The following is a 20,571-nucleotide window of genomic DNA, read 5'->3' as shown; positions in this document are numbered from 1 at the left end:
GCGGAACGCCATACCTCATTTTTTTGCCATATTACTAAACACAGATCCATGTTCTACAGAACCATCCGGTTATTGCCTGCACTGGTTGCCTCGCTGGTAGTTACTGCCGCCGGTGCGCAAACCTCTGGCGAGGCTGCTATCAACGCAAAAGTTGCTAATACATTAAAGAAGCTGACCCTTGAAGAAAAGGTAGCCATGATTCACGCCAATTCAGGTTTTACTTCGCCGGGTGTATCCCGCCTGGGTATACGTGAACTGGTAATGTCTGACGGGCCACACGGCGTGCGCCGTGAGCAGGGCCGTTACTGGGGCGATGCCACTCCCTCGGCCGATTCCGGAACCTATTTGCCAGTGGGTGTTTGCCTGGCTGCTACCTGGAACCCGCAACTGGGTTATGACTTTGGTAGTGTGCTGGGCAGTGAAGCGGCTTATAGGGGTAAAGACGTTATTCTGGGCCCGGGTATTAACATCATCCGTTCACCTTTAAACGGCCGCAATTTTGAATACCAGAGCGAGGATCCTTATCTGGTATCCAGGCTTGTGGTAGGATATATAAAAGGGGTACAGGATCAGGGGGTATCTGCCTGCGTAAAACACTATGCGGCCAACAGCATAGAAACACGCAGAAACTTTGTAAATGTGCTGATGAGCGAGCGTGCGCTGCGCGAAATATACCTGCCCGGTTTTAAAGCCGCTGTTCAGGAAGGAGGCGTAAACACATTGATGGGGGCTTATAATAAATTCCGCGGCCAGTATTGCACGCATAACGATTATCTGATAAACCAGGTGCTGAAAAAAGAATGGGGTTTTAAAGGGCTGGTGATGAGCGACTGGGGTGCGGTACATAATACGGTGGAAGCATTGTATTATGGTTGTGACCTGGAAATGGGTACTGATTTAAGCATGCTGCCTAAACCGGATTATACAAAGTTCTTTTTAGGCGATACCGTAGTGGCCCTGGTAAAAAGTGGCAGGGTGGCTGAAACGGTAATTGATGAAAAAGTGCGCCGCATTTTATATGTGATGTACAAAACCAATGTAGTTGACGGACAGCGTAAAAAAGGCGCGTATAACACTAAAGCACATCAGCAGACTGCGGAAAAAATTGCAGAAGAAGGTATTGTATTATTGAAGAACGACAACAAAACATTACCACTTACCAATGCCGTAAAATCTGTAGCAGTAATTGGTTATAATGCCGACCGTAAACAAAGTATGGGCGGTGGCAGCTCGCAGGTAAGGGCATTTTATGAAATAACACCTTTACAGGGCCTGAAAAATGTGGCAGGGAACCAGCTGAATATTACTTACAGCAAAGGATACAATATATACCGTGGCGCCCAGGCAGATGCAGCCCTGATACAGGAGGCCGCAGAAGCTGCACGCAAAGCGGATGTGGCTATTGTGGTAGGTGGGTGGACCCATGGGTATGATTACAATGTGTGGGCAGATAATGCTTATGATGCGGAAGATGTAGATAAGCCCGATATGAAAATGCCTTTTGGACAGGATGAACTGATTAAGGCAGTACTGGAGGCCAACCCAAAAACCGTGGTGGTATTAATGGGTGGTGGTGCCATTGATGTATCGCAGTGGGCTGCTGGTACACCCGCTATAGTACAAGCCTGGTATCCGGGTACAGAAGGCGGCACTGCGCTGGCAAAAATTCTGTTAGGGCAGGTAAACCCTTCTGGTAAACTGCCTATGACCTTTCCTAAAAAGCTGGAAGATGGCCCTGCTGAAAAACTGGGTATGTATGCAAAGGATAGCATTAATATGTATTATACTGATGATATTTACGTAGGCTACCGCTATTTTGATACGAAGCAGGTAGAGCCACAGTTTGCCTTTGGCCATGGTTTATCTTACACCAGTTTTGCCTTTGGTAACCTTACCGTTACCAAAAGCGGTAAAGGTGCTACCGTAAGCTTCACGGTTAAAAACACCGGTAAAGTAGCCGGGGCAGAAGTTGCACAGCTTTATGTGCGCCAGGAAGTATCTGCATTACCCCGCCCGTATAAAGAGTTGAAAGGCTTTCAGAAAATAGCCTTACAGCCAGGTGAGGAAAAGAAGGTAACTATTGCATTGAAAGAAGATGCTTTCAGCTATTATGATGATAACAAAAACGCATGGGTGTTAGAACCAGGTGTGTTTGATATTATGGTTGGCAGTTCTTCCAGAACCACACAGCTGGCTGGTAAAATAAACTTGTAAAACAGGGTTTGGTTTTGTTTCGGATAGGGGTTGTATCGTAAGTATGATACAGCCCCTTTTTATTCGGATACCTTATTCTGTAAAAGTGAAACTCTTTAATCAGAATTACGAAATGTCGTATCGCGAAGCGGTTTTGTTTTTTTGTAAATTATTTATAATCAGTGTTTTAATTGCCTGGCGTTAAAGTTGATTTCTTTAATGTATGATTTTGATCGGGGAGATCACTAATCTGATTTATTAACCAGTTAAATGCGGTGGGATACCGCATTTGAAATTTGCCAAACAAAATAACATTTATTAAAAATGTCACAGCAAAACAAGAAAGGAGAAGGTTTCGGAATGCCCTGGGAGGATATTTATGGATATGCGCAAGCAATAAAGAAAGGAAATACTGTGTGGATTTCCGGTCAGCTTGGTCACAACGAAAAAGGAGAATTGCCGGAGGGAATGGATGCCCAGATGAAGCAGACTTACGCGAATATTAAAGAATTACTATCGCGATTTGGGATGACAATGGATAACGTTGTGGAAGAGGTTATTTATACAATGGATATGAGCACTGCATTTGAAGCAAGAAAAAACTTTAAAACAGAATATTATACTGACCCTAAATTGGTAGCTAGTACTATGGTAGGGGTAACCGGGCTTGCCTTACCAGGACAATTGGTGGAAATTAAAATTATTGCCACTGAATAATATAAGTGCAGTCGTTTATGCGCAATGCAGCATCGCTAATTCCTGTACTTTTATACAAATGTTTTTCTTATGTGGGAACAAATAACACAGCTGATACAACAGGTAAGTCAGCAGTCTGTGGTGGATAACCCGGCCGTACCAAACGAACACAATGAGGGCGTTATTGGCGAAGCTAAAAACGTAATTTCCCAAACCCTGGGCAACCTGGCTGCAGATGGCCGTAGCGATGAAGCGGCAGAAGTGCTGCAAACGCCCGGACACCCCGCTGCACAGCAGATGGAAAGTAATTTTGCTACGAACATTATGCAGAAGTTTGGTATTAATCCTGCCGCCGCTGGTGGGATTGCTGCTACTTTGATACCGTCTATTTTAAGCATGCTGCGTGGTCAGGCTGGCCAGGCGGGTGGCTTTAATATTCAGCAGCTGATACAGCAGCTGGGTAATGGCAATGTTGCTGCTACGCTTAGCGGCATTGGTGTTAAAATGGGTTTGGATAAAGATGGTGACGGGGATGTTGACCTGAGCGATCTTACCAGAATGTTCAGATAATATCCATAGATAAAACAAAGAGGCAGTCTCATGAATGGGGCTGTCTCTTTGTTTTTTACACCCTAAGCATTCATGAGCCTTTGCGATGCGGCAGTGCAAAAGCCGTATCATATAGCGTTCAGATAAGAATTTGTATTTTAGTGCCCTTAAATCAGAATCGGGCCTGGAGTACCTAACCCTCCATGCCGCTAACACTAACTCAGATATGAAAAGACGTAAGTTGATTTCTCCGTTAGCTCTGTTGTCAGGGCTTTTTTTCGTTGTGTTTATGGTTTCCTGTGGTAAAGAGGGCTCCGATGGGCCTGCAGGTGCAAACGGCGCTAATGGTGCCACGGGAGCAACTGGTGCCACAGGCCCCACAGGGCCAACCGGCCCAACAGGCCCCACTGGTCCCAAAGGCGATCCGGGGTCTGCGAATGTTATCTATTCCACATGGCTGGATGTGCCTTTTAAGCCCGATACCAATCATCTTGCAGGTGGTGGTATTGATACCGTGGGCTATTTTGCTGTAATTGATGCACCGAAGCTTACGCTGTCGTTGCTGAGTACCGCAGATGTAAAAGTATATTTCAACAGTAACGAGCCTGCTGATCCTGTTATTCATTCCCTGCCGTATTATGATGTTTATTCAAACGTTAATATCCGGGTATTGGCCTACGAGAAGAGTATTGAATTATATTCTAATGCGGATATGAGTTCCTATACAGCAATAAATGGCAAAAAGTATTACCAGTTTCGCTACATGATTGTGCCTGGCAGTGCTCCTGCAAGGTCGGCCTCTCCGGTAAACTGGTCTGATTATACGGAAGTAAAAGCGTATCTCGGATTAAATGACTAAAACAAAAGAGGCTGTTTCGGTGGAAGCAGCCTCTTTCTTTATCAGGTATGTTGCAAGGAAGTACCTGGTAAAATAGTATCGCAATCGGTTGAAATTGTACCTGTTTTTGCAATCGGTTGTAACTCGCAGCAACCAAAACAAGCGCTATTCTTTCCTTTTAAGTGAAGAAGCACGAACCACCAGTTCTGTCCGCAATACAATGGTGTTGGTATTGTGAATGTTGGTATGCCCCAGCAGGTGGTTGATAAGATGGGTGGCCGTGGTTTCGCCAATAGCATAGCCGGGATAGTCGATAGAAGTGAGATTGGGTTCGATAATCTGGCAAACACGATCGTTGTTAAAACCCGCTACAGCAATATCTTCCGGAATGCGTATACCTGCTTTTTTTAACTCCAGCATACAATATACCAGGCAGTTGTCGTTGGCACTGAAAATACCATCGGGTAGTTGTGGCATCTGCAGTATCTGCTGTGCGGTTTCTACACCTGCTTCCTCGCTCAGGTTACTGGTTATAACCAGGTGAGGATCGAAGGGAACGCCGTGGTCTTTCAGTGCCTGGCTATAGCCTTCCAGCCTGTCGTGGTATACATTGCGCAGGGTATTGCCAGCCAGATGCACAATTCTTTTACAACCCTGCTTAATCAGGTGGCGGGTAACATCATACCCGGCTGCAAAATTGTCTATTACCACGCCGGTAAACTGCTCGCTGTTGTATACCCGGTCAAAAAACATTACCGGGATGTTGCGGGTAGAAAAGGGCAGCAGGTGCGCAATGTTTTCGGTATTAAAAGCCAGCGAAACTATCAGTCCGTCTACCCGCCTGTTAAACATAGTATGCGCATTTTCAATTTCCTTTTTCGAGTCTTCCAACGACTGACTGATAATCAGGTTATAGCCGTTTTTATTAGCCACATGTTCCATACCTGCCAGCGCAGATGACATAAAGTAGCTGTTAAGCCGTGGTACAATTACACCAATGGTATTGGTGCGTTTGCTGCGCAGGCTGCCGGCGAAGGTGTTGGGCGTATAACCTAGTTCCTTTGCCTTTTCGGCTATCTTTTTCCTTGTGTTTTTATTAATGGTAGGGTGCCCCTTTAAACCACGGCTCACGGTAGTAGCTGATATGTTCAGCTCCCGCGCTATATCATATATCGTAATCTCTTTCGGCTGGCTCATCAGGAGTATTTCCGCTAATGTAGGATAAATGGAGATTTTTTAAAAATAATTGCAATCGGTTGCAATTTTCGGGAATTGTTCTATATTCGTTCTGTCATTAGCCAGAAGACGAACGATTGTGCAGCGATTAGCTGATTAATAAGCCATTTTAAACCGCCATATGAAGAAGTATAAACAATGCTTATTGTTTTTTTCTGCATGTAGTGAAGCTGTGTTGCTGCGTATGCACAAAACAGTACAACTGATTGTTTCCGGATTTTCCGATACAGATATATATACAGGTGGGCGTACTCCGCTAATCCCGATGCTGCTTATTCATTCATCATAATAAGGCTTGTTCTTCCAAACCAATAACGATTAAAACTGATTGTCAATGAGAATTGTAAACAACGCGCGCGTCGCAGGAATGCGAACCTTTTCCAGGTGTGTGTGGCTGGCCGCTGCAGCCATGTTGCCGCTGTTACTGCTGGGTACCGCCTTACAGGCGCAGCAGAAAAAGGTAACCGGTATGGTTACCAACGAAAAAAATGAACCGCTGGCAGGTGTGCCGGTGCAGATAAAAGGCTCAAAAACCGGCGTAAACACCAATAACGCCGGTAACTTTTCCATCAATGCACATGATACTGATATACTGGTAGTAACCTATGTGGGCTACCTCACGGCCGAAGTGCCGGTAGGCACACAATCTACTATAACCATAAAACTAACGGCAGGCGCTAATAGTCTGGACCAGGTAATAGTAGTGGGGTATGGTACCCAGCGTAAAAGAGATGTAACAGGTTCTGTAGTATCTGTAAACGAAACCGCATTGCGTGAAGTGCCGGTAGCCAACCTGCAGGGAGCCTTACAGGGCCGTGCTGCGGGGTTGGAAGTACAGCGCGTAGGCACCAAACCCGGCGCAGGTGCGGTAATACGTATACGTGGTGAGCGCTCTATACAGGGCTCTAACGATCCGCTGCTGGTACTGGATGGTATTCCGTTTGAAGGTGGAAACCTCAATGATATTAACCCGGATGATGTGGCTTCGGTAGAAATACTGAAGGATGCTTCTTCCACTGCCATCTATGGTTCCCGTGGTTCTAACGGGGTAATACTGGTATCTACCAAACGCGGTAAAACCGGTGAGGCCAGAGTTTCTTATAATGGTTACTATGGCATTACTTCAGTTAGAACAAAATACAGATTGTTTAATGCACAGGAGTATCGTGCTATGCGGGATATTTCTACTTATACGGCTGCTTATATGCCGGAAGAACTGGAGTCTATTGCCAAAGGCAGAGAAACAGACTGGCAGAAGCTGATGTATGATAATGGCCATACCACCGATCATAACCTGTCAGTATCGGGTGGCGCTAACGGTAGCACATGGTCGCTGGGTGGTGGTTATTATAAAGAAACGACTGTGTTACCCGGGCAGGATTTTAAACGCTATTCATTACGCGCCACTATTGATGCCAAGGTAGGCAGCCGTATAAAAATAGGTTTAAACACACTGAACAGCATACACATTACCAATGGCTCGCAGTTTAACGATCCTATGTTTCCCATACTATCGCTGAGCCCGCTAATGCCTGCTTACGACAGTACCGGTAAAATTATTACTTCTCCTACAGGTAATATTGATGACCGGCTTACACAATACAGCCCGCTGCTGCTGAAAACGAATAATAACAATTGGATAGACCGCGTACGCAGAATACGCACGTTTAATTCGCTATACGCAGAATATCAGATTGCTACCGGAATTAAATATCGTTTGAATGTAGGCCTGGATTACCGCCAGCAGGAGAATGCACAGTTTAAGAGTGCTGATAAATCATTCGCTCCCAGTTATTTCCGGCCAAGGCAGGGTAACACAGCCAGTGTAAACAATACGGAAGGATGGGGGTATACAGTGGAGAACGTGATAACGGTAGAAAAAACAATCGCGAAAAAGCACCGTATTAACTTTACCGGCTTATATAGTATTCAGGAAGATAAAACCCACAATACATATGTAAGTAAGGATTCTATTGATGAAGACTTTGTGCAGTTTTATAACCTGGGGCAGGCCAACGCCTCTAACAACGTAAAGCCTATTGTAAGCGGCGGTGAAACTTCTTTTGCACTGATCTCTTACATGGGGCGTTTAAACTATGCTTTTGATAACCGTTACCTGCTTACCCTTACAGGACGTATAGATGGCTCTTCCCGCCTGGCGCCCGGTCATAAATTTCATAGCTATCCCGCCGTTTCTGCCGGCTGGAATATCAGCAACGAATCTTTTATGAGGCGGTTGTCCGTGGTTAGCAATCTTAAGCTGCGTGCAGGTTATGGACAAACCTCTAACCAGTCTGTAAACCCTTATGCTTCCCTCGGTTCTATATCTCCGTATAACCTTATCGGTTCACAGGGAAGCCCCGGAAGTGCTATCAGATATAACTTTGGCCCTACTGTAGTATCTGGCTACAATGTGCTTTCTCTGCCCAACCCGCAGCTGGATTGGGAGTATACCAAAACTGCCAACATTGGTGTTGACTTTGGTGTGCTGAATAACCGCATTACGGGTACGGTGGACTGGTATACTGCCCACACATATAAAATTTTGTTTGGTCTTATATTGCCTCCTACATCTGGTGTGGTAACTTCTTTTCTTTCCAACATAGGAGAAATGCGGAATACCGGTCTGGAAATTTCCTTGTCCAGCACCAATATCGCCAGCCGTTCTGGTTTTACATGGACTACCGATGTAAACCTGTTTTACAACCGCAACAAGCTGTTGAAGCTGAGCAACGGCTTTTCTCAGGATATTGCCACCCAGCTGTTTCCGGGCCAGCCGCTGACGGCTATTTACGATTACACGAAACTGGGCGTATGGCAGATAAGCGAAGCGGCAGAAGCGGCTAAATATGGTAACCAGCCTGGCGATATAAAGCTGGCCGACATAAGTGGCCCTGGCGGTAAGCCAGATGGAAAGCTGGATGTAAATACCGACCGCAGTGTTATAGGCAGTTCGCAGGCTACCTGGCAAGGTGGTATGACCAACCGTTTTGCTTTTAAAGGTTTTGATATGTCTTTTGTATTGTATGCCCGGTTTGGTGGTATGCTGGTTAGCCAGCTGCATCAGATGTATTCTTCTTACCTCACCAACCTGAATGGTGTTAGAAGTGGTTTGAAGGTAGATTACTGGACGCCGGATAACCCTACCAATTTTTTTCCCACACCTGCCGGTTTAAACAGAACACGTACAATTAGTACGGATTGGACTACGCTGGGGTATTATGATGCCAGCTTTATTAAAGTAAGAAGCATTAACCTGGGCTACACCTTTAATTCAGCGCATCTGAAAAAAATAGGTGCCCAATCGCTACGGGTATACTTTGCTGCGCAAAACCCGTTTGTATTGTATTCGCCTTATATGCGTGCAGGTGGTGTTGATCCGGAAGCTACCGGCACCGGTTCGCAGGGGGTACAAAGCCCGGGTAACCTTAGTTCACGTGCATTAACCATTGCACCTTCCACACCACCCACCAAAACTTTTCTGGCAGGTATTAATCTGACTTTTTAATTACTAAAGCAGCGCTGATATGAAACTGATATATAAAATACAGGCTTCACTAATGGTAGCAGGCGTTTTACTGGCAGGCGGCTGCCAGAAGAAGCTGGAAGAAAAGCCTCATACTGTTTTTACTATCGAATATTTAAGATCGCCCGGCGGCTTTCAGTCGGCAGTATATGCCTTATACTCTGGTATGCGTTTCGACTACGGACCTATAGGGGCGGTACTGATTGCTAACAGTGGTACGGATGAATGGACGTATGGCGATCAGGTTACCGGTGGTTCGGAGCTGGAGCTGGGTACTTACCCGCTTACTTCGCCCAACGGACATATTCTTACGCCATGGAACCGCAACTTTTCTAACATCAACCTGGCTAATGCTATTCTGAAACTGGCACCAGAAATAGCGCTGGACGACGCTACCAAAACAAAACTGCTGGCCGAAACCCGTTATTTAAGAGGGCTGTATTATTTTCTGCTGGTGCAGCAGTTTGGGGCTATACCTTTAGATCTGGGAAGCGGGGAACTACAGTTTAATCAAAGCCCTTATCAGGGTTTTAACCGCCTGCCACAGGCAGAGTTGTTTGTAAAGAACTATAAAGCCATTATAGAGGATTTTACTTTTGCTACAGAAAACTTACCAGACAAAAGACCAAACAATGCTTTCTATTTGTCTAAGGCGGCAGCTTTTCACATGCTGGCCAAAGCCTATCTTTTCCGTGCGTATTCTACAGCTAAGCAAACAGACGACTTTAAAAATGCATGGAATACAGCAAAGAAGCTACTGGACAACCAGGGGCAATATGGTGTAAGCCTGTTGGCAGACTATGCAGATGTACATAAAGAAGGAAATGACTACAATGCAGAAATTTTATACTCTGTAGAGAGATTGCCCGGCTCTCCCATTGACAATGAAGTAGCCAGCCCTGGTACCGATTTTGCCAACAAGGCCAATATTTCCAACAATCTTTTTAACTGTAATTATCAGAACAACGTAGCCATTCCGGCCGGTTCGGGAAAGTATCCGGTTGACAGGGTAATACAATACGGTCGTCCGTTAAGGCAGCTTTGCCCTAACCCTTATGTGTACAACGTAGCATTTGCCGATAAGATTAATGATAGCCGTTACGATAATACATTCCGTACCGTATGGCTGGCTACCAATACCAATGTAACCGGCATTGCCGTGGGCGATACGGCTTATGTGCTGGCACCTACAGATGCCTGGGCCGATTCGGTAAATGCACTGGGCACTAAAAAATACCGCACCATTGCACCGCGCGAATTTTATCTGCCTTCCCGCCCGGCTATTCAGATGTTCCCGAACCTGAAGAAGTATGATGATAACAAGCGTGGTACTGCCAATGATGTTTCTGGAAGACCTTTTGTGGTAAGCAAATTATCGGAAGTGTATCTGCTGGCAGCAGAAGCGGCTATTGGTGACGGTCGGCCGGCCGATGCCTTGCCGCTGATATTAACCTTGCGCAAAAGAGCAGCTTATCGTACTAACATTTCTGCACCGGTACTGGCTGCACGTGAAAACCTGATGACGAAAAGGAATGCGGGTACTGTAGCCAGCCCTGTATGGGTTGATTTGACTGATACGGATATGACGCTGGAGTTTATACTGGATGAGAGAACCCGTGAGTTGTGTGGCGAAAGCGTGCGCTGGGCAGATCTGGCCTGCCGGAATAAACTTTATGATCGTGTACGCACTTATAATGCTGCGGCAGCTGCCAAAGTACGTGTGCTGGATGTGTTGAGGCCTATTCCGCAAACCACACTGGATGCTATGAACGACCCCGAAAAAGCGAAATATCAGAATCCGGGTTACAACTAATCACCACAAAATGAGCTGCAATGAAATATAATACAATTAAAAATACAATAGCAGGAGTTGCCTTGCTGATGGTTTCAGCCTCCTGCACCAAAATGAAAGATGCTGGCATTTTGAATACCGGCAACTATTCAGACAGCAGCGCTGCGCTGAAAGAGGCTACAGATATTACCATGGGAGCTGCCATTGATTATACCCCTATGACTACTGATGCTAAATATGCAGCAGTGGTAAAGCGCGATTATGATGGCGTAACCTTTGGATACCATATGAAGCATGGAGCTGTTGTGCAGGCAAACGGCACTTTGGACTTTACCCGTCCGGATGCTTTGCTGGCTGCTTGTTCGGGCCTTGCAGTGTTTGGTCATACGCTGGGCTGGCACAGTAATCAGAATGCTGATTATCTGAAATCCTATTCCGGCTTACAGAAGCCTGCGGTGGCTGAGTTGCTGGGCGCCCCCGGTTTTGAATCGGGTTTAACAGGATGGAGCGTATTTAATACCGGCAACCCTTCCGGTACCGCCACTGTAACCGCTACTACAGTAGCCAATGAAGTGCATGGTGGTACCGGCGCTATGAAGGTGGTAAACCCAACCGCTTATACCGGTAACCAATGGCGTGTGCAGGTATCCAGTGCTTCTTTTGCTACTGTATCCGGCAAAGACTATGTAATTACCTACTGGGTAAAAGCAGCCAATGCAGGTGGCTCTATCCGCTTATCGCTGGGTACTGCCCCCGCTACAGGCAGTTCTCAATACCAGGGCGATCAAACGATTGGCACTTCCTGGCAGCAGATTTCTTTTAGTTTCCGGGCTAACTCATCCACCAACACTTTCCTGTTTGATATGGGGCAGGTGGCCAATACGTATTATATAGATGATGCCAGTGTAAAAGAAGTTGTACCTACTACTAACCTTACACAGGTAGCGCTTAAACTGGATACCGCACTGAATAAGTTTATTACCGGAATGGTAACGCATTACAAAGGCACGGTAAAAGCATGGGATGTGGTGAACGAAGTGTTAAGCCCTTCAGGCGCCTACCGTAATGCGGTTAACAGTACAGATGCCGACCCCAATGCAAAAGACCTTTTTATATGGGAAGAATATATGGGACGCGATTTTGTGCTGAAAGCGTTTAACTACGCAAAAGCTGCAGACCCTTCTGCTTTATTGTTTATTAACGAATACGGCATAGAATCCAGTACACCAAAACTGGACTCCTTAATTGCGCTGGTTACTGAAATGAAAGGCAAAGGCGCTAAGATTGACGGCATTGGCACGCAGCTACACATTGCCTGGAATACCTCCTATGCAGGTATTGATGCCATGATGCAGAAGCTGGCGGCTACCGGATTGCTGATACGCATTTCTGAACTGGATGTAAAAATAAACCCATCTGCCAAGCCCGGTTTTATCCTTACCCCTACAGAAGCCAGCTATCAGGCGGCCATGTACAAATACGTAATAGATTCTTATAAAAAATACATTCCCAAAGCGCAGCAGCATGGCATTACCATCTGGGGCGTTACGGACAATACCAGCTGGTTGTATAACAACGGACGCGATTATCCATTGCTGTACAATGCAGATTACTCTAAAAAGCCAGCTTATGGGGCGGTGCTGCAAGGCCTGCGTACCCAATAGCTTTCCCCTTTTTACTGAATAATCATTAGAGAAGGACGGAGTTTTCCGTCCTTCTTGTTTTCTGGGGTGAATCTTCCTCACCGTTCCGTTCGTCTCTACAGCCTGCCCATGCCATTACATCATAAATAACGTTGCATGTTCTTTGTACGCATAATGCCTATTCGTACCATATATGGAGCATTATACTATTTATCACCCCCGGCCGGGTGTTTTTTTACGTAACGATGGTTTGGCCGATATTACGGTATGGGCGCCTGAGGCAGCAGCAGTGGCATTGGTAACAGCGGGCGAACAGCCACTGACTATACCATTGGAGAAAGGGGAGTGGGGCTACTGGCGGGCTACTACCCACCAACTGGCTGCGGGCGACCGTTACCGTTTTCTGCTCAATAATAAAGAAGCCTTTCCCGATCCGGCTTCTGTTGCGCAACCGGAGGGCGTTCATGGCCCTTCTGAGGTGGCAGACCGGCAGTTTGCCTGGACAGATGATAACTGGAAAGGATTACCCCTGGAAGACTTGATTATTTACGAACTGCATACCGGTGCTTTCTCTGCAGCGCACACTTTTGAGGGTATTATTGAGCAACTGCCTTATTTACAGCAGCTGGGTATTACCGCCATTGAACTGATGCCGGTAAACCAGTTTCCGGGTAACCGTAACTGGGGGTATGATGGCGTATATGTATATGCCGTACACGGCTTTTACGGTGGCCTGGCAGGCTTAAAGCGACTGGTAAATGCAGCACATGCCGCAGGTATTGCGGTAATATTAGATGTGGTGTACAACCACCTGGGCCCCGATGGTAATTATCTGGAGCAATATGGCCCCTACTTTACTGGTAAGTATAAAACACCCTGGGGCAAGGCGCTGAACTTTGATGACGCCTGGTGTGATGGGGTACGTAATTACTTTTTACAGAATGTATTGTTCTGGCTGGATGAGTGCCGGATAGACGGGCTGCGTTTGGATGCGGTACACGCCATCTGGGATTTCGGCGCCCACCATATTATACAGCAGATAAGTGAGGCCGTTAAGGAACTGGAAGAAGCTACCGGCAGAACCAAAATACTGATAGCAGAAATAGATCTCAACAATCCCCGTTATATACAAGACATTGCAGAGGGGGGCTACGGATTGCAGGGGCAGTGGAGCGATGAGTTTCATCATGCCTTACACAGTGTATTAACCGGTGAAGTAAATGGGTATTATGAGGATTTTGGCAGGCTGCAGCATTTGGAGAAGGCTTTCCGCGATACATACGTATATGATGGCAATTACTCCCCGCACCGCAAAAGAACCTTCGGTTTGCCGGTAACAGGGCTTCCGTATTCAAAATTTGTAGTGTTTTCTCAAAACCACGATCAGATTGGAAACCGGTTGCTGGGCGACCGGCTTTCTGCATCTCTTTCAGAGCAACAACTGAAACTGGCAGCTGCCGCTGTGTTGTTATCGCCACACTTACCATTATTGTTTATGGGCGAGGAATACGGTGAAAAAAATCCTTTCCTCTTTTTTGTACATCATGAAAATGATGATCTGATTGAGGTAGTGCGCAGGAGCAGGCGGGAGGAGTTTGCCTACTTTCAATTTGAAGGCGACTTTCCCGATCCGCAATCGGAGACGGTGTTTGAATCCTGCATACTTACCCATTCCTGTGGAAGAGATGAGGCGGCAGCTGATATGTTCCGCTGGTACCAGCAGCTGATTCAGCTGCGTAAAACACGGCCCGCCATGCGTTGCTTTGAAAGAGATAGTGTACAGGTATGGCCCGTGAACGAAGAAGAAAAGCTGTTACTGGTTGAGCGTACCGGAAACGGAGATGCACTGGTAATAGTATTTAATTTCAGTAACGAAATACGGCCTTTGCCGGATATATGCCATAGCCTGGATTATGTTGTTACTACTTCTGTCAAAGAAGATTACAGCACCCATCATATTTCACCATTTGCAGTATCAGTGTTTGAAAAGAAAAATAGCTAACTATGTTTTATCCCATATCTACCTACCGGTTACAACTCAACAGCAGCTTTACGTTTGCTGATGTAAAAGCGTTGATACCTTATCTGCATCAGGCAGGCATAACCACTATTTATGCATCGCCTATTACCGCTGCGGTGGCAGGCAGCACGCATGGGTATGATGTTACTGATCCGCACCGGATTAACCCGGAGATTGGTACGCAGGAAGATCTGCGTGAAATAGCTGCCCTGTTGAAAGCGTATGGTATGAGCTGGTTGCAGGATATTGTACCCAACCACATGGCTTTTAGTGCAGACAATTTACGGTTAACTGATGTGCTGGAAAGGGGCGAGTACTCGCCTTTCTACCGCTATTTTGATATCAACTGGCAACACCATACCACCCAGTTGCGTGGTAAAGTATTGGTGCCGGTGCTGGGTGCCACAGTTGAGGAGTGTGTGCAGCGCAAAGAGCTGAAGCTGGGCTGGACAAAGCAGGGGCCTGTGTTGCATTACTTTGATAGTACGTATCCATTGTCGATGGATTCGCTGGAGCTTTTGCTGGGTGATGCAGCTGGTAAAGGTCTGCCCGGCGCTATTTACCGAACCGGTACCCTGGCGCAGTGGCAGGAGGCTAAGCGGGCCTGGATACAAGCAGTGGATACAGATGCACAGCAATTGCAACTGGTTAATAGCCAGCTGGAAGCAGCTAACAATGATGAGGGATTGCTAACGGAAATTATTAATAAACAATGGTATACCCCTTCCTGCTGGCAACAGGCAGATACAGGTATGAACTATCGCCGCTTTTTTGCGGTGAATGCGCTCATCAGCCTGCGCATGGAAGATCAGGAAGTGTTTGATGATTATCACCAACTGATAGCAGATTTATATAAGGAAGGTCTGATACAGGGGGTGCGTATTGACCATATAGATGGTTTGTTTGATCCGCTGGAATATGTAACCCGCCTGCGCGCACTGCTTGGACCGGATTGTTACATTATAGTAGAAAAGATTCTGGAGTATAACGAGCAACTGCCGGAGGATTGGCCCATACAGGGCAGCAGCGGGTATGAGTTTCTGGCTTTTACCAACCAGGTGCTTACCAACCGGGAAGGCGCTGAAAAAATACATCAGTTCTATACATCTTTTACGGGAACAGATCAGCCTTACCGGCAGTTGGTATACCGTAACAAATATTCCTTTCTGGAAAAGTACCTGCATGGTGAATGGGATACGCTGGCGCATGAGCTGATAGAGTGGCAATTGCTGCCGCCTTCCTTTAATACCGAAAAGTTGCGCAGGGCGCTGGGGGTATGGATGGCGGCTTTTCCGGTGTACCGTATTTATCCGCAAAGCTTTCCTTTACGGGAAGATGAGTTGGAAAGGATACAGCAATCGCTGGAGTTTGCGGTGCAGCAAGACCCTGCCTGCTGGGAGGAACTGGCAGAAATACGCACCCTGTTTGCACCCGGAGCCAGTGAGGAGCAGAATGAGCGACGCATGCATTTTATACGACGTCTGATGCAGTTTACCGGCCCGCTGGCAGCCAAAGGTGTGGAAGACACTACGTTTTACGTATACAACCCACTTATTTCCCATAACGAAGTTGGCGATTCGCCTGAGCAGCTGGGTATTACCATAGATACGTTTCATGAAAAAATGCAGCAACGGAGAAAGTTCAGCAACTACTCCTTAAACGCCACCTCTACACACGATACCAAGCGGGGCGAAGATGCGCGGCTGAGGATTAATGTATTAAGCGAACTGCCGGATGAATGGATACAGAAAGTGCAGGAGTGGGAGGAAGTAAATAAGCCACTGCTTACTGTAGCAGATGACAGGAAGATGCCTTCTGCCAACGATAGGTATTTTATCTATCAGTCGCTCATAGGCAGCTATCCTTCTGATGGGCTGGCAGGAGAGGAGTTTAGACAACGCTCGGAACAGTTTATAATAAAAGCACTGCGTGAAGCAAAAACTTACACCACTTATACGGAACCTGATGAGGAGTATGAGAAAGCCTGCGTACGGTTTATGCTGGGGCTTCTGACGCATGAACCCTTTTTGAGAACCTTTGTGCCTTTTGCGCAAAAAGTAGCAGGCGTAGCTGCTTTGTATTCGCTGGTGCAGGTAATTATAAAAGCTACGGCACCGGGTATACCGGATATTTATCAGGGCTGTGAGTTGTGGGATACCAGTTATGTTGATCCCGATAACCGCCGTGCTATCAACTACGAATGGAGAAACAATCTGTTGCAGCAGATAAACCATCGTATTGCCAATGACCGGGGAACTATTTTTCAATGGCTGGCAGAGCACCGGTATACAGGTATGGAAAAGTTGTTTGTAACCACACAGATATTGCACTTTCGCCGGCAGCATGCAACCTTGTTTAACGAGGGTGATTACTACCCGCTGGCAGTAGCCGGTAGTAATAGTACTGCCATTGCTTATGTCCGCCATTACAAAACGGAGTGGGCGGTAGTAGTGCTGCCGGTAGCTATTGCCAACGGAACACCTGCCGGTATACAGGTACAGCTAACCGATGAGGCTCCGGTGGAATGGCAGGATATTTTTACGGGACTTCGTTATAGGAATAATAACGGTGTGCTGGAATTAACGGGCTGGCAGAGCCGCTTACCGGTACTGGTGCTGGCACCGGTGGTGCAGCAGGTTTAGATTTGCCAATATAGGTAAACTCCAGAATTACACCGCGGTTTTCGTATTCAATGCCTTTATCGCCCGAAGGGCCGGAAGAGCGGGTAGCACTGTCGGTGGCCAGGTATATTTTCCAGCCATCGGCAGATACGGCCACATCGCGGTAGCGCACCTGATCTCTGAAATACATAACAGTATCGCTGATAATACTATCGCCCGTATTGTTCAGCTGTAACCTTACCAGGCGCCCACCTTTCAGGGTGGCTATTAAAAGGCTGTTGTGCCAGCCGGGTATGGCGTTGGAAGTATATAAAGTCATGCCCGCAGGTGCTTCTGAAAGCCACTCTTTGTTTTCGTTGTTGCCCGTAATAATCTTAGGCAGCAGAGCAGATAACATGCGGCCGGCGGCCGGATATAACGAGTTCATTGGGTTGCGGTAGTCCGGGCCTATAGCCCTGGCGTTTTCCTGCTCGCTATGTATAAACGGATAGCTGGTGTGCCACTTGCCAGGCAGTGTGCTGTCTGCCGTAGCGCCTGCTGCCAGCTGATTGTAGTTGCCATCGTTATAGCCTATTACCAGCGGGTGGCCGTAGTTCTTGCCGCGTTCAATCATATTAATTTCATCGTCTGAAAAGGGGCCGTGTTCTACTTCATATAATTTGCCTGTTGCCGGGTGATGTACCAGCCCCTGCGGATTGCGGTGGCCCACGCTCCATACAGCATTACGATGCTGCTGGCTGGGATTGAAAGGATTGTCTGCCGGTATCCAGGCATTTGGCCCGGCAGCACTGCTGTCTGGCAAAGTGTGAAAACGGAGAATTTTACCTTCGTAACTCATTTCATCCTGTGCATGGTTTTCACGGCCTGCATTGTCGTACTGGCCTGCTCCCATATCTCCCACACTGTAAAACAGAAAGTATTGCTGATTAACAGGAGCGATGATGAGTCTGCCGCCATTGTGGTCGTTACTGCCCGGTATGCTTTCGCATATGGTTACAGGGTTGGTAAGGGTATGTGCAATAGAATCGTACTGGTACCGTTCAATGCGGGTACGGAAAATACAGCCCTTTCTACCCGGCAGGCACCCGGTGCCGGATTGGTCTGCACCTTCAAAATAATACAGGTAGGCTACATATACATAGGGCATTCCTTTTTGTAACAAGGGGTGTACAGCCATGCCCATTAAACCGCTCTGTGGCCAGGGTTTACCACCATCCAGTGAGTCGGCAATAACATCATAACGCTGAAAGTTTTTGCGGTTGGAAAGATTTAACAATATCTGTTTTTCGCCGGTGCGTGGATGAATACGGCTTACCCGGTAGCCCCGTGCTTCAGTAATCCACAGGTGTTTATCGGGGCCATAAGTTATTTCCCACGGATCGCTCAGGTTGCGGGCAACGGTTTTTACCGCAAATTTTTCGCCCAGCGGCCCGGTTACCGTATCTGTCTGGGCGTTTGTAAACAAGGGTAAACAAAGCCATACCAGCCATTTCAGTTTCATACCTTCCGGCGAGCAATAAACCTGCCATATTGGAGTTGCATGATGTTTGCTTTATTGCAGATATCTAAAATGTAATGACTATGAAAAAATGGATAGGTTTTGTGCTGGCTGTGTTGCTGACAGGTGTGGCAATGACTACACAGGCTCAGATAAGAAAAATGCCATCGGCGGTAACCAATGGTTTTAAAGAGAAGTTTCCGGAAGCCACTGATGTTTCCTGGAAAGACAAACTCAGCAGCTGGCAGGCCAGTTTTACACTGAAAGGCATAGAAACCGAAGCCTGGTTTACCAGCAAAGGCGAATGGAAAGAAACCAATCAGCCACTGGAGTTCAGCAATTTGCCGGAAGATGTAAAAACGGGTTTAAGCAAAAGCAGGTACAGTGAGTGGACGCCAGGTGAAGTAACCGTTATCTGGAAAAAAGACAAGCCACTGGAGTACCGTATTTACGTAGAGAAGAGCTCGCTGGTACAGAAAAAATATCTGCACTTTAATGAGAAAGGCGTGTTGCAGAAGGAGATACAGTCTATTTAACGGTACTGACAGAAACGAATGAATATCAAAAAGGGCACCTCCCCCCGGAGTGCCCTTTTGTCATTCTGCACGGGTGCTTGCTATTATATGGTGGGTTCAGGGTGTGCAGAAGAATGGTCTTTTGCAGGCGCATCCAGTTTGTACCAGTTAATACGCTGGCTTAAGAACATAATAACCGCCAGTATCATAAATAGCCCTATACTTCCTACCAGCAAGGCGGTATCTTCCAGCCGTATAATGCAGAACAGGTAGCTGTATAACACGGCCAGCGTAGCGGTAAATATGCCCGCTGTTTTCCAGGTTTTAAAATGGCCCTTTACATACAGGGTTATCAACAGAATGGTAGCAACGGCCGATAATACATACGCCAGATCAAAATCGATAAACTCACTGGCGGATAATAACAGGGTATAAAAAACAATCAATGCTAACCCCACCAGCACATATTGAATGGGGTGTACCGGTTTCTTTTGCAGCAGTTCCAGTATAAAAAATAAAGCGAAAGTGAGGCTGATTACCAGCAGCGAATACTTAATGGTACGCATGGTTTTGGCGTACTGATCTGCGGGTTTTACAATGCTTACCCCAAACAGAATATGCTTCAGCTCAGGTGTTTCGTGTACAATGCTGGCAGTGAAAGGCAGGTTGGCCTGGTTAAATTTCCAGGTGGCAGAGAAGCCTTTGTCTGTTACGCTACGGCTTACCGGTAAGGTATTGCCATCAAAGGAAGGGCTGGGCCAGGCAGAAGCCATGGTAAAACTGCTGTTGGCGCTTAAGGGGGCAAAATGCAGCTGGCCGCTGCCTTTAAAATGTGCCGTCATGTTAAAAGGAAAAGCTGAATCAAAACTGGCAGTTGTTAACGGAAAAGCTACAGAAAGGCCGGGCAGTTGCAGCTTATTGTCGGGCAGGCCAGGCTGAAAATCGTAGTTTTTGCCGTTTACCGTAATGGCCATTTTTTCTTCAATGCCTTTACGGTCGCTCAGACCTATACAAAGGCTGGCTTTGGAAAGGTCCAGCAGCTCCAGTGGAATTTGTGTGGGTTTTTGCAACAGAAAGTTACCGTTTACCGTAAGCTGTGTGCGGTAAAACATGATTTTATAAATAGAACGGCTGCGTTCTTCCGTCTGTAGCTCGCTATGTACATTCAGTTGCTGTGGCAGCAGCAGTACGTGTCCGGTGTGCTGGTCTTTGCCGGTGTAGGGCACGCTGATGTAGGGGCCGGCAAATACCTGCGGAGTGGCCCATTTCTGCCCGGCTTCCTGGGTGGCCTGCTGCTGAATGTTTTCTCTTTCCTTTACCAGATTGGTGAGCAGGCAGGATGGAACCATTAGAGCCGCTATTAACAGGGTGGTGATGAGTGCTTTTTGTAAGATTTTAGAGGACATGACTGTTATATTTATGTTGATTTGTGTGTATTGAAAGG

At 46.8% G+C, this 20,571-nt stretch carries 13 protein-coding genes; 10 read left to right on the top strand and 3 right to left on the bottom strand.

All coding sequences use genetic code 11. The features are described 5' to 3' along the window. Window positions 1-48 precede the first annotated feature (48 nt). The 4 genes from IEY13_RS20415 (at window position 49) to IEY13_RS20400 (ending at window position 4,297) form a co-directional block, all read left to right on the top strand. A complete protein-coding gene (locus IEY13_RS20415) occupies window positions 49-2,214 on the top strand; it encodes a glycoside hydrolase family 3 C-terminal domain-containing protein (protein ID WP_188955687.1) in 2,166 nt (721 codons plus the stop codon). Window positions 2,215-2,517: 303 nt separating this feature from the next. After that, complete coding sequence (locus tag IEY13_RS20410; protein WP_188955685.1) at window positions 2,518-2,910, top strand: Rid family hydrolase; 393 nt, start codon at window positions 2,518-2,520, stop codon at window positions 2,908-2,910. A gap of 69 nt (window positions 2,911-2,979) precedes the next feature. After that, window positions 2,980-3,459 carry a hypothetical protein gene (locus tag IEY13_RS20405; protein ID WP_188955683.1) on the top strand — a complete coding sequence of 160 codons (480 nt, stop codon included), beginning with the start codon at window positions 2,980-2,982 and terminating at the stop codon, window positions 3,457-3,459. A 205-nt stretch (window positions 3,460-3,664) separates the two neighbouring features. After that, window positions 3,665-4,297: a hypothetical protein gene (locus tag IEY13_RS20400; RefSeq protein WP_188955681.1), complete on the top strand. Its 633-nt coding sequence runs from the start codon at window positions 3,665-3,667 to the stop codon at window positions 4,295-4,297. A gap of 144 nt (window positions 4,298-4,441) precedes the next feature. Here the strand turns inward: IEY13_RS20400 and IEY13_RS20395 are convergent, their stop codons facing one another. Then, the gene (locus IEY13_RS20395; protein WP_188955679.1) at window positions 4,442-5,473 is read right to left on the bottom strand and encodes a LacI family DNA-binding transcriptional regulator; all 1,032 of its coding nucleotides are present in this window, start codon (window positions 5,471-5,473) and stop codon (window positions 4,442-4,444) included. Between the two features lie 373 nt (window positions 5,474-5,846). On the opposite strand from IEY13_RS20395, the gene IEY13_RS20390 reads away from it, so the two are divergent. From IEY13_RS20390 to treY, 5 genes are all read left to right on the top strand, one after another. Continuing rightward, complete coding sequence (locus IEY13_RS20390) at window positions 5,847-9,020, top strand: SusC/RagA family TonB-linked outer membrane protein (protein ID WP_188955677.1); 3,174 nt, start codon at window positions 5,847-5,849, stop codon at window positions 9,018-9,020. A 19-nt stretch (window positions 9,021-9,039) separates the two neighbouring features. Continuing rightward, window positions 9,040-10,851, top strand: coding sequence for a RagB/SusD family nutrient uptake outer membrane protein (locus tag IEY13_RS20385; RefSeq protein WP_188955675.1), 1,812 nt, complete (start codon window positions 9,040-9,042; stop codon window positions 10,849-10,851). Between the two features lie 20 nt (window positions 10,852-10,871). Next, entirely contained in the window at window positions 10,872-12,494 is a 1,623-nt protein-coding gene (locus IEY13_RS20380; protein WP_188955672.1) for an endo-1,4-beta-xylanase, read from the top strand. Window positions 12,495-12,666: 172 nt separating this feature from the next. Then, window positions 12,667-14,475, top strand: a complete 1,809-nt coding sequence (gene treZ / locus IEY13_RS20375) for a malto-oligosyltrehalose trehalohydrolase (RefSeq protein WP_188955670.1) — start codon at window positions 12,667-12,669, stop codon at window positions 14,473-14,475. A 2-nt stretch (window positions 14,476-14,477) separates the two neighbouring features. Next, window positions 14,478-17,135 carry a malto-oligosyltrehalose synthase gene (gene treY, locus IEY13_RS20370; protein ID WP_188955668.1) on the top strand — a complete coding sequence of 886 codons (2,658 nt, stop codon included), beginning with the start codon at window positions 14,478-14,480 and terminating at the stop codon, window positions 17,133-17,135. Here treY and IEY13_RS20365 read toward each other — a convergent pair. Continuing rightward, on the bottom strand, window positions 17,032-18,615 hold the full coding sequence (locus IEY13_RS20365; protein ID WP_188955666.1) for a PQQ-dependent sugar dehydrogenase: 1,584 nt from the start codon (window positions 18,613-18,615) through the stop codon (window positions 17,032-17,034). The two genes, treY and IEY13_RS20365, sit on opposite strands and share 104 nt — an antisense overlap. Before the next feature lie 80 nt (window positions 18,616-18,695). On the opposite strand from IEY13_RS20365, the gene IEY13_RS20360 reads away from it, so the two are divergent. Then, window positions 18,696-19,148: a PepSY-like domain-containing protein gene (locus IEY13_RS20360; protein ID WP_188955664.1), complete on the top strand. Its 453-nt coding sequence runs from the start codon at window positions 18,696-18,698 to the stop codon at window positions 19,146-19,148. Between the two features lie 83 nt (window positions 19,149-19,231). Here IEY13_RS20360 and creD read toward each other — a convergent pair whose 3' ends face one another. Continuing rightward, window positions 19,232-20,533: a cell envelope integrity protein CreD gene (gene creD, locus IEY13_RS20355; protein WP_188955663.1), complete on the bottom strand. Its 1,302-nt coding sequence runs from the start codon at window positions 20,531-20,533 to the stop codon at window positions 19,232-19,234. Between the last annotated feature and the right edge of the window lie 38 nt (window positions 20,534-20,571).

The sequence above is a fragment of the Filimonas zeae genome (assembly GCF_014641615.1).
GTDB lineage: Bacteria > Bacteroidota > Bacteroidia > Chitinophagales > Chitinophagaceae > Filimonas > Filimonas zeae.
Note: the sequence above shows the minus strand (reverse complement) of the source record. Positions and strands in the feature narration are given on the sequence as shown.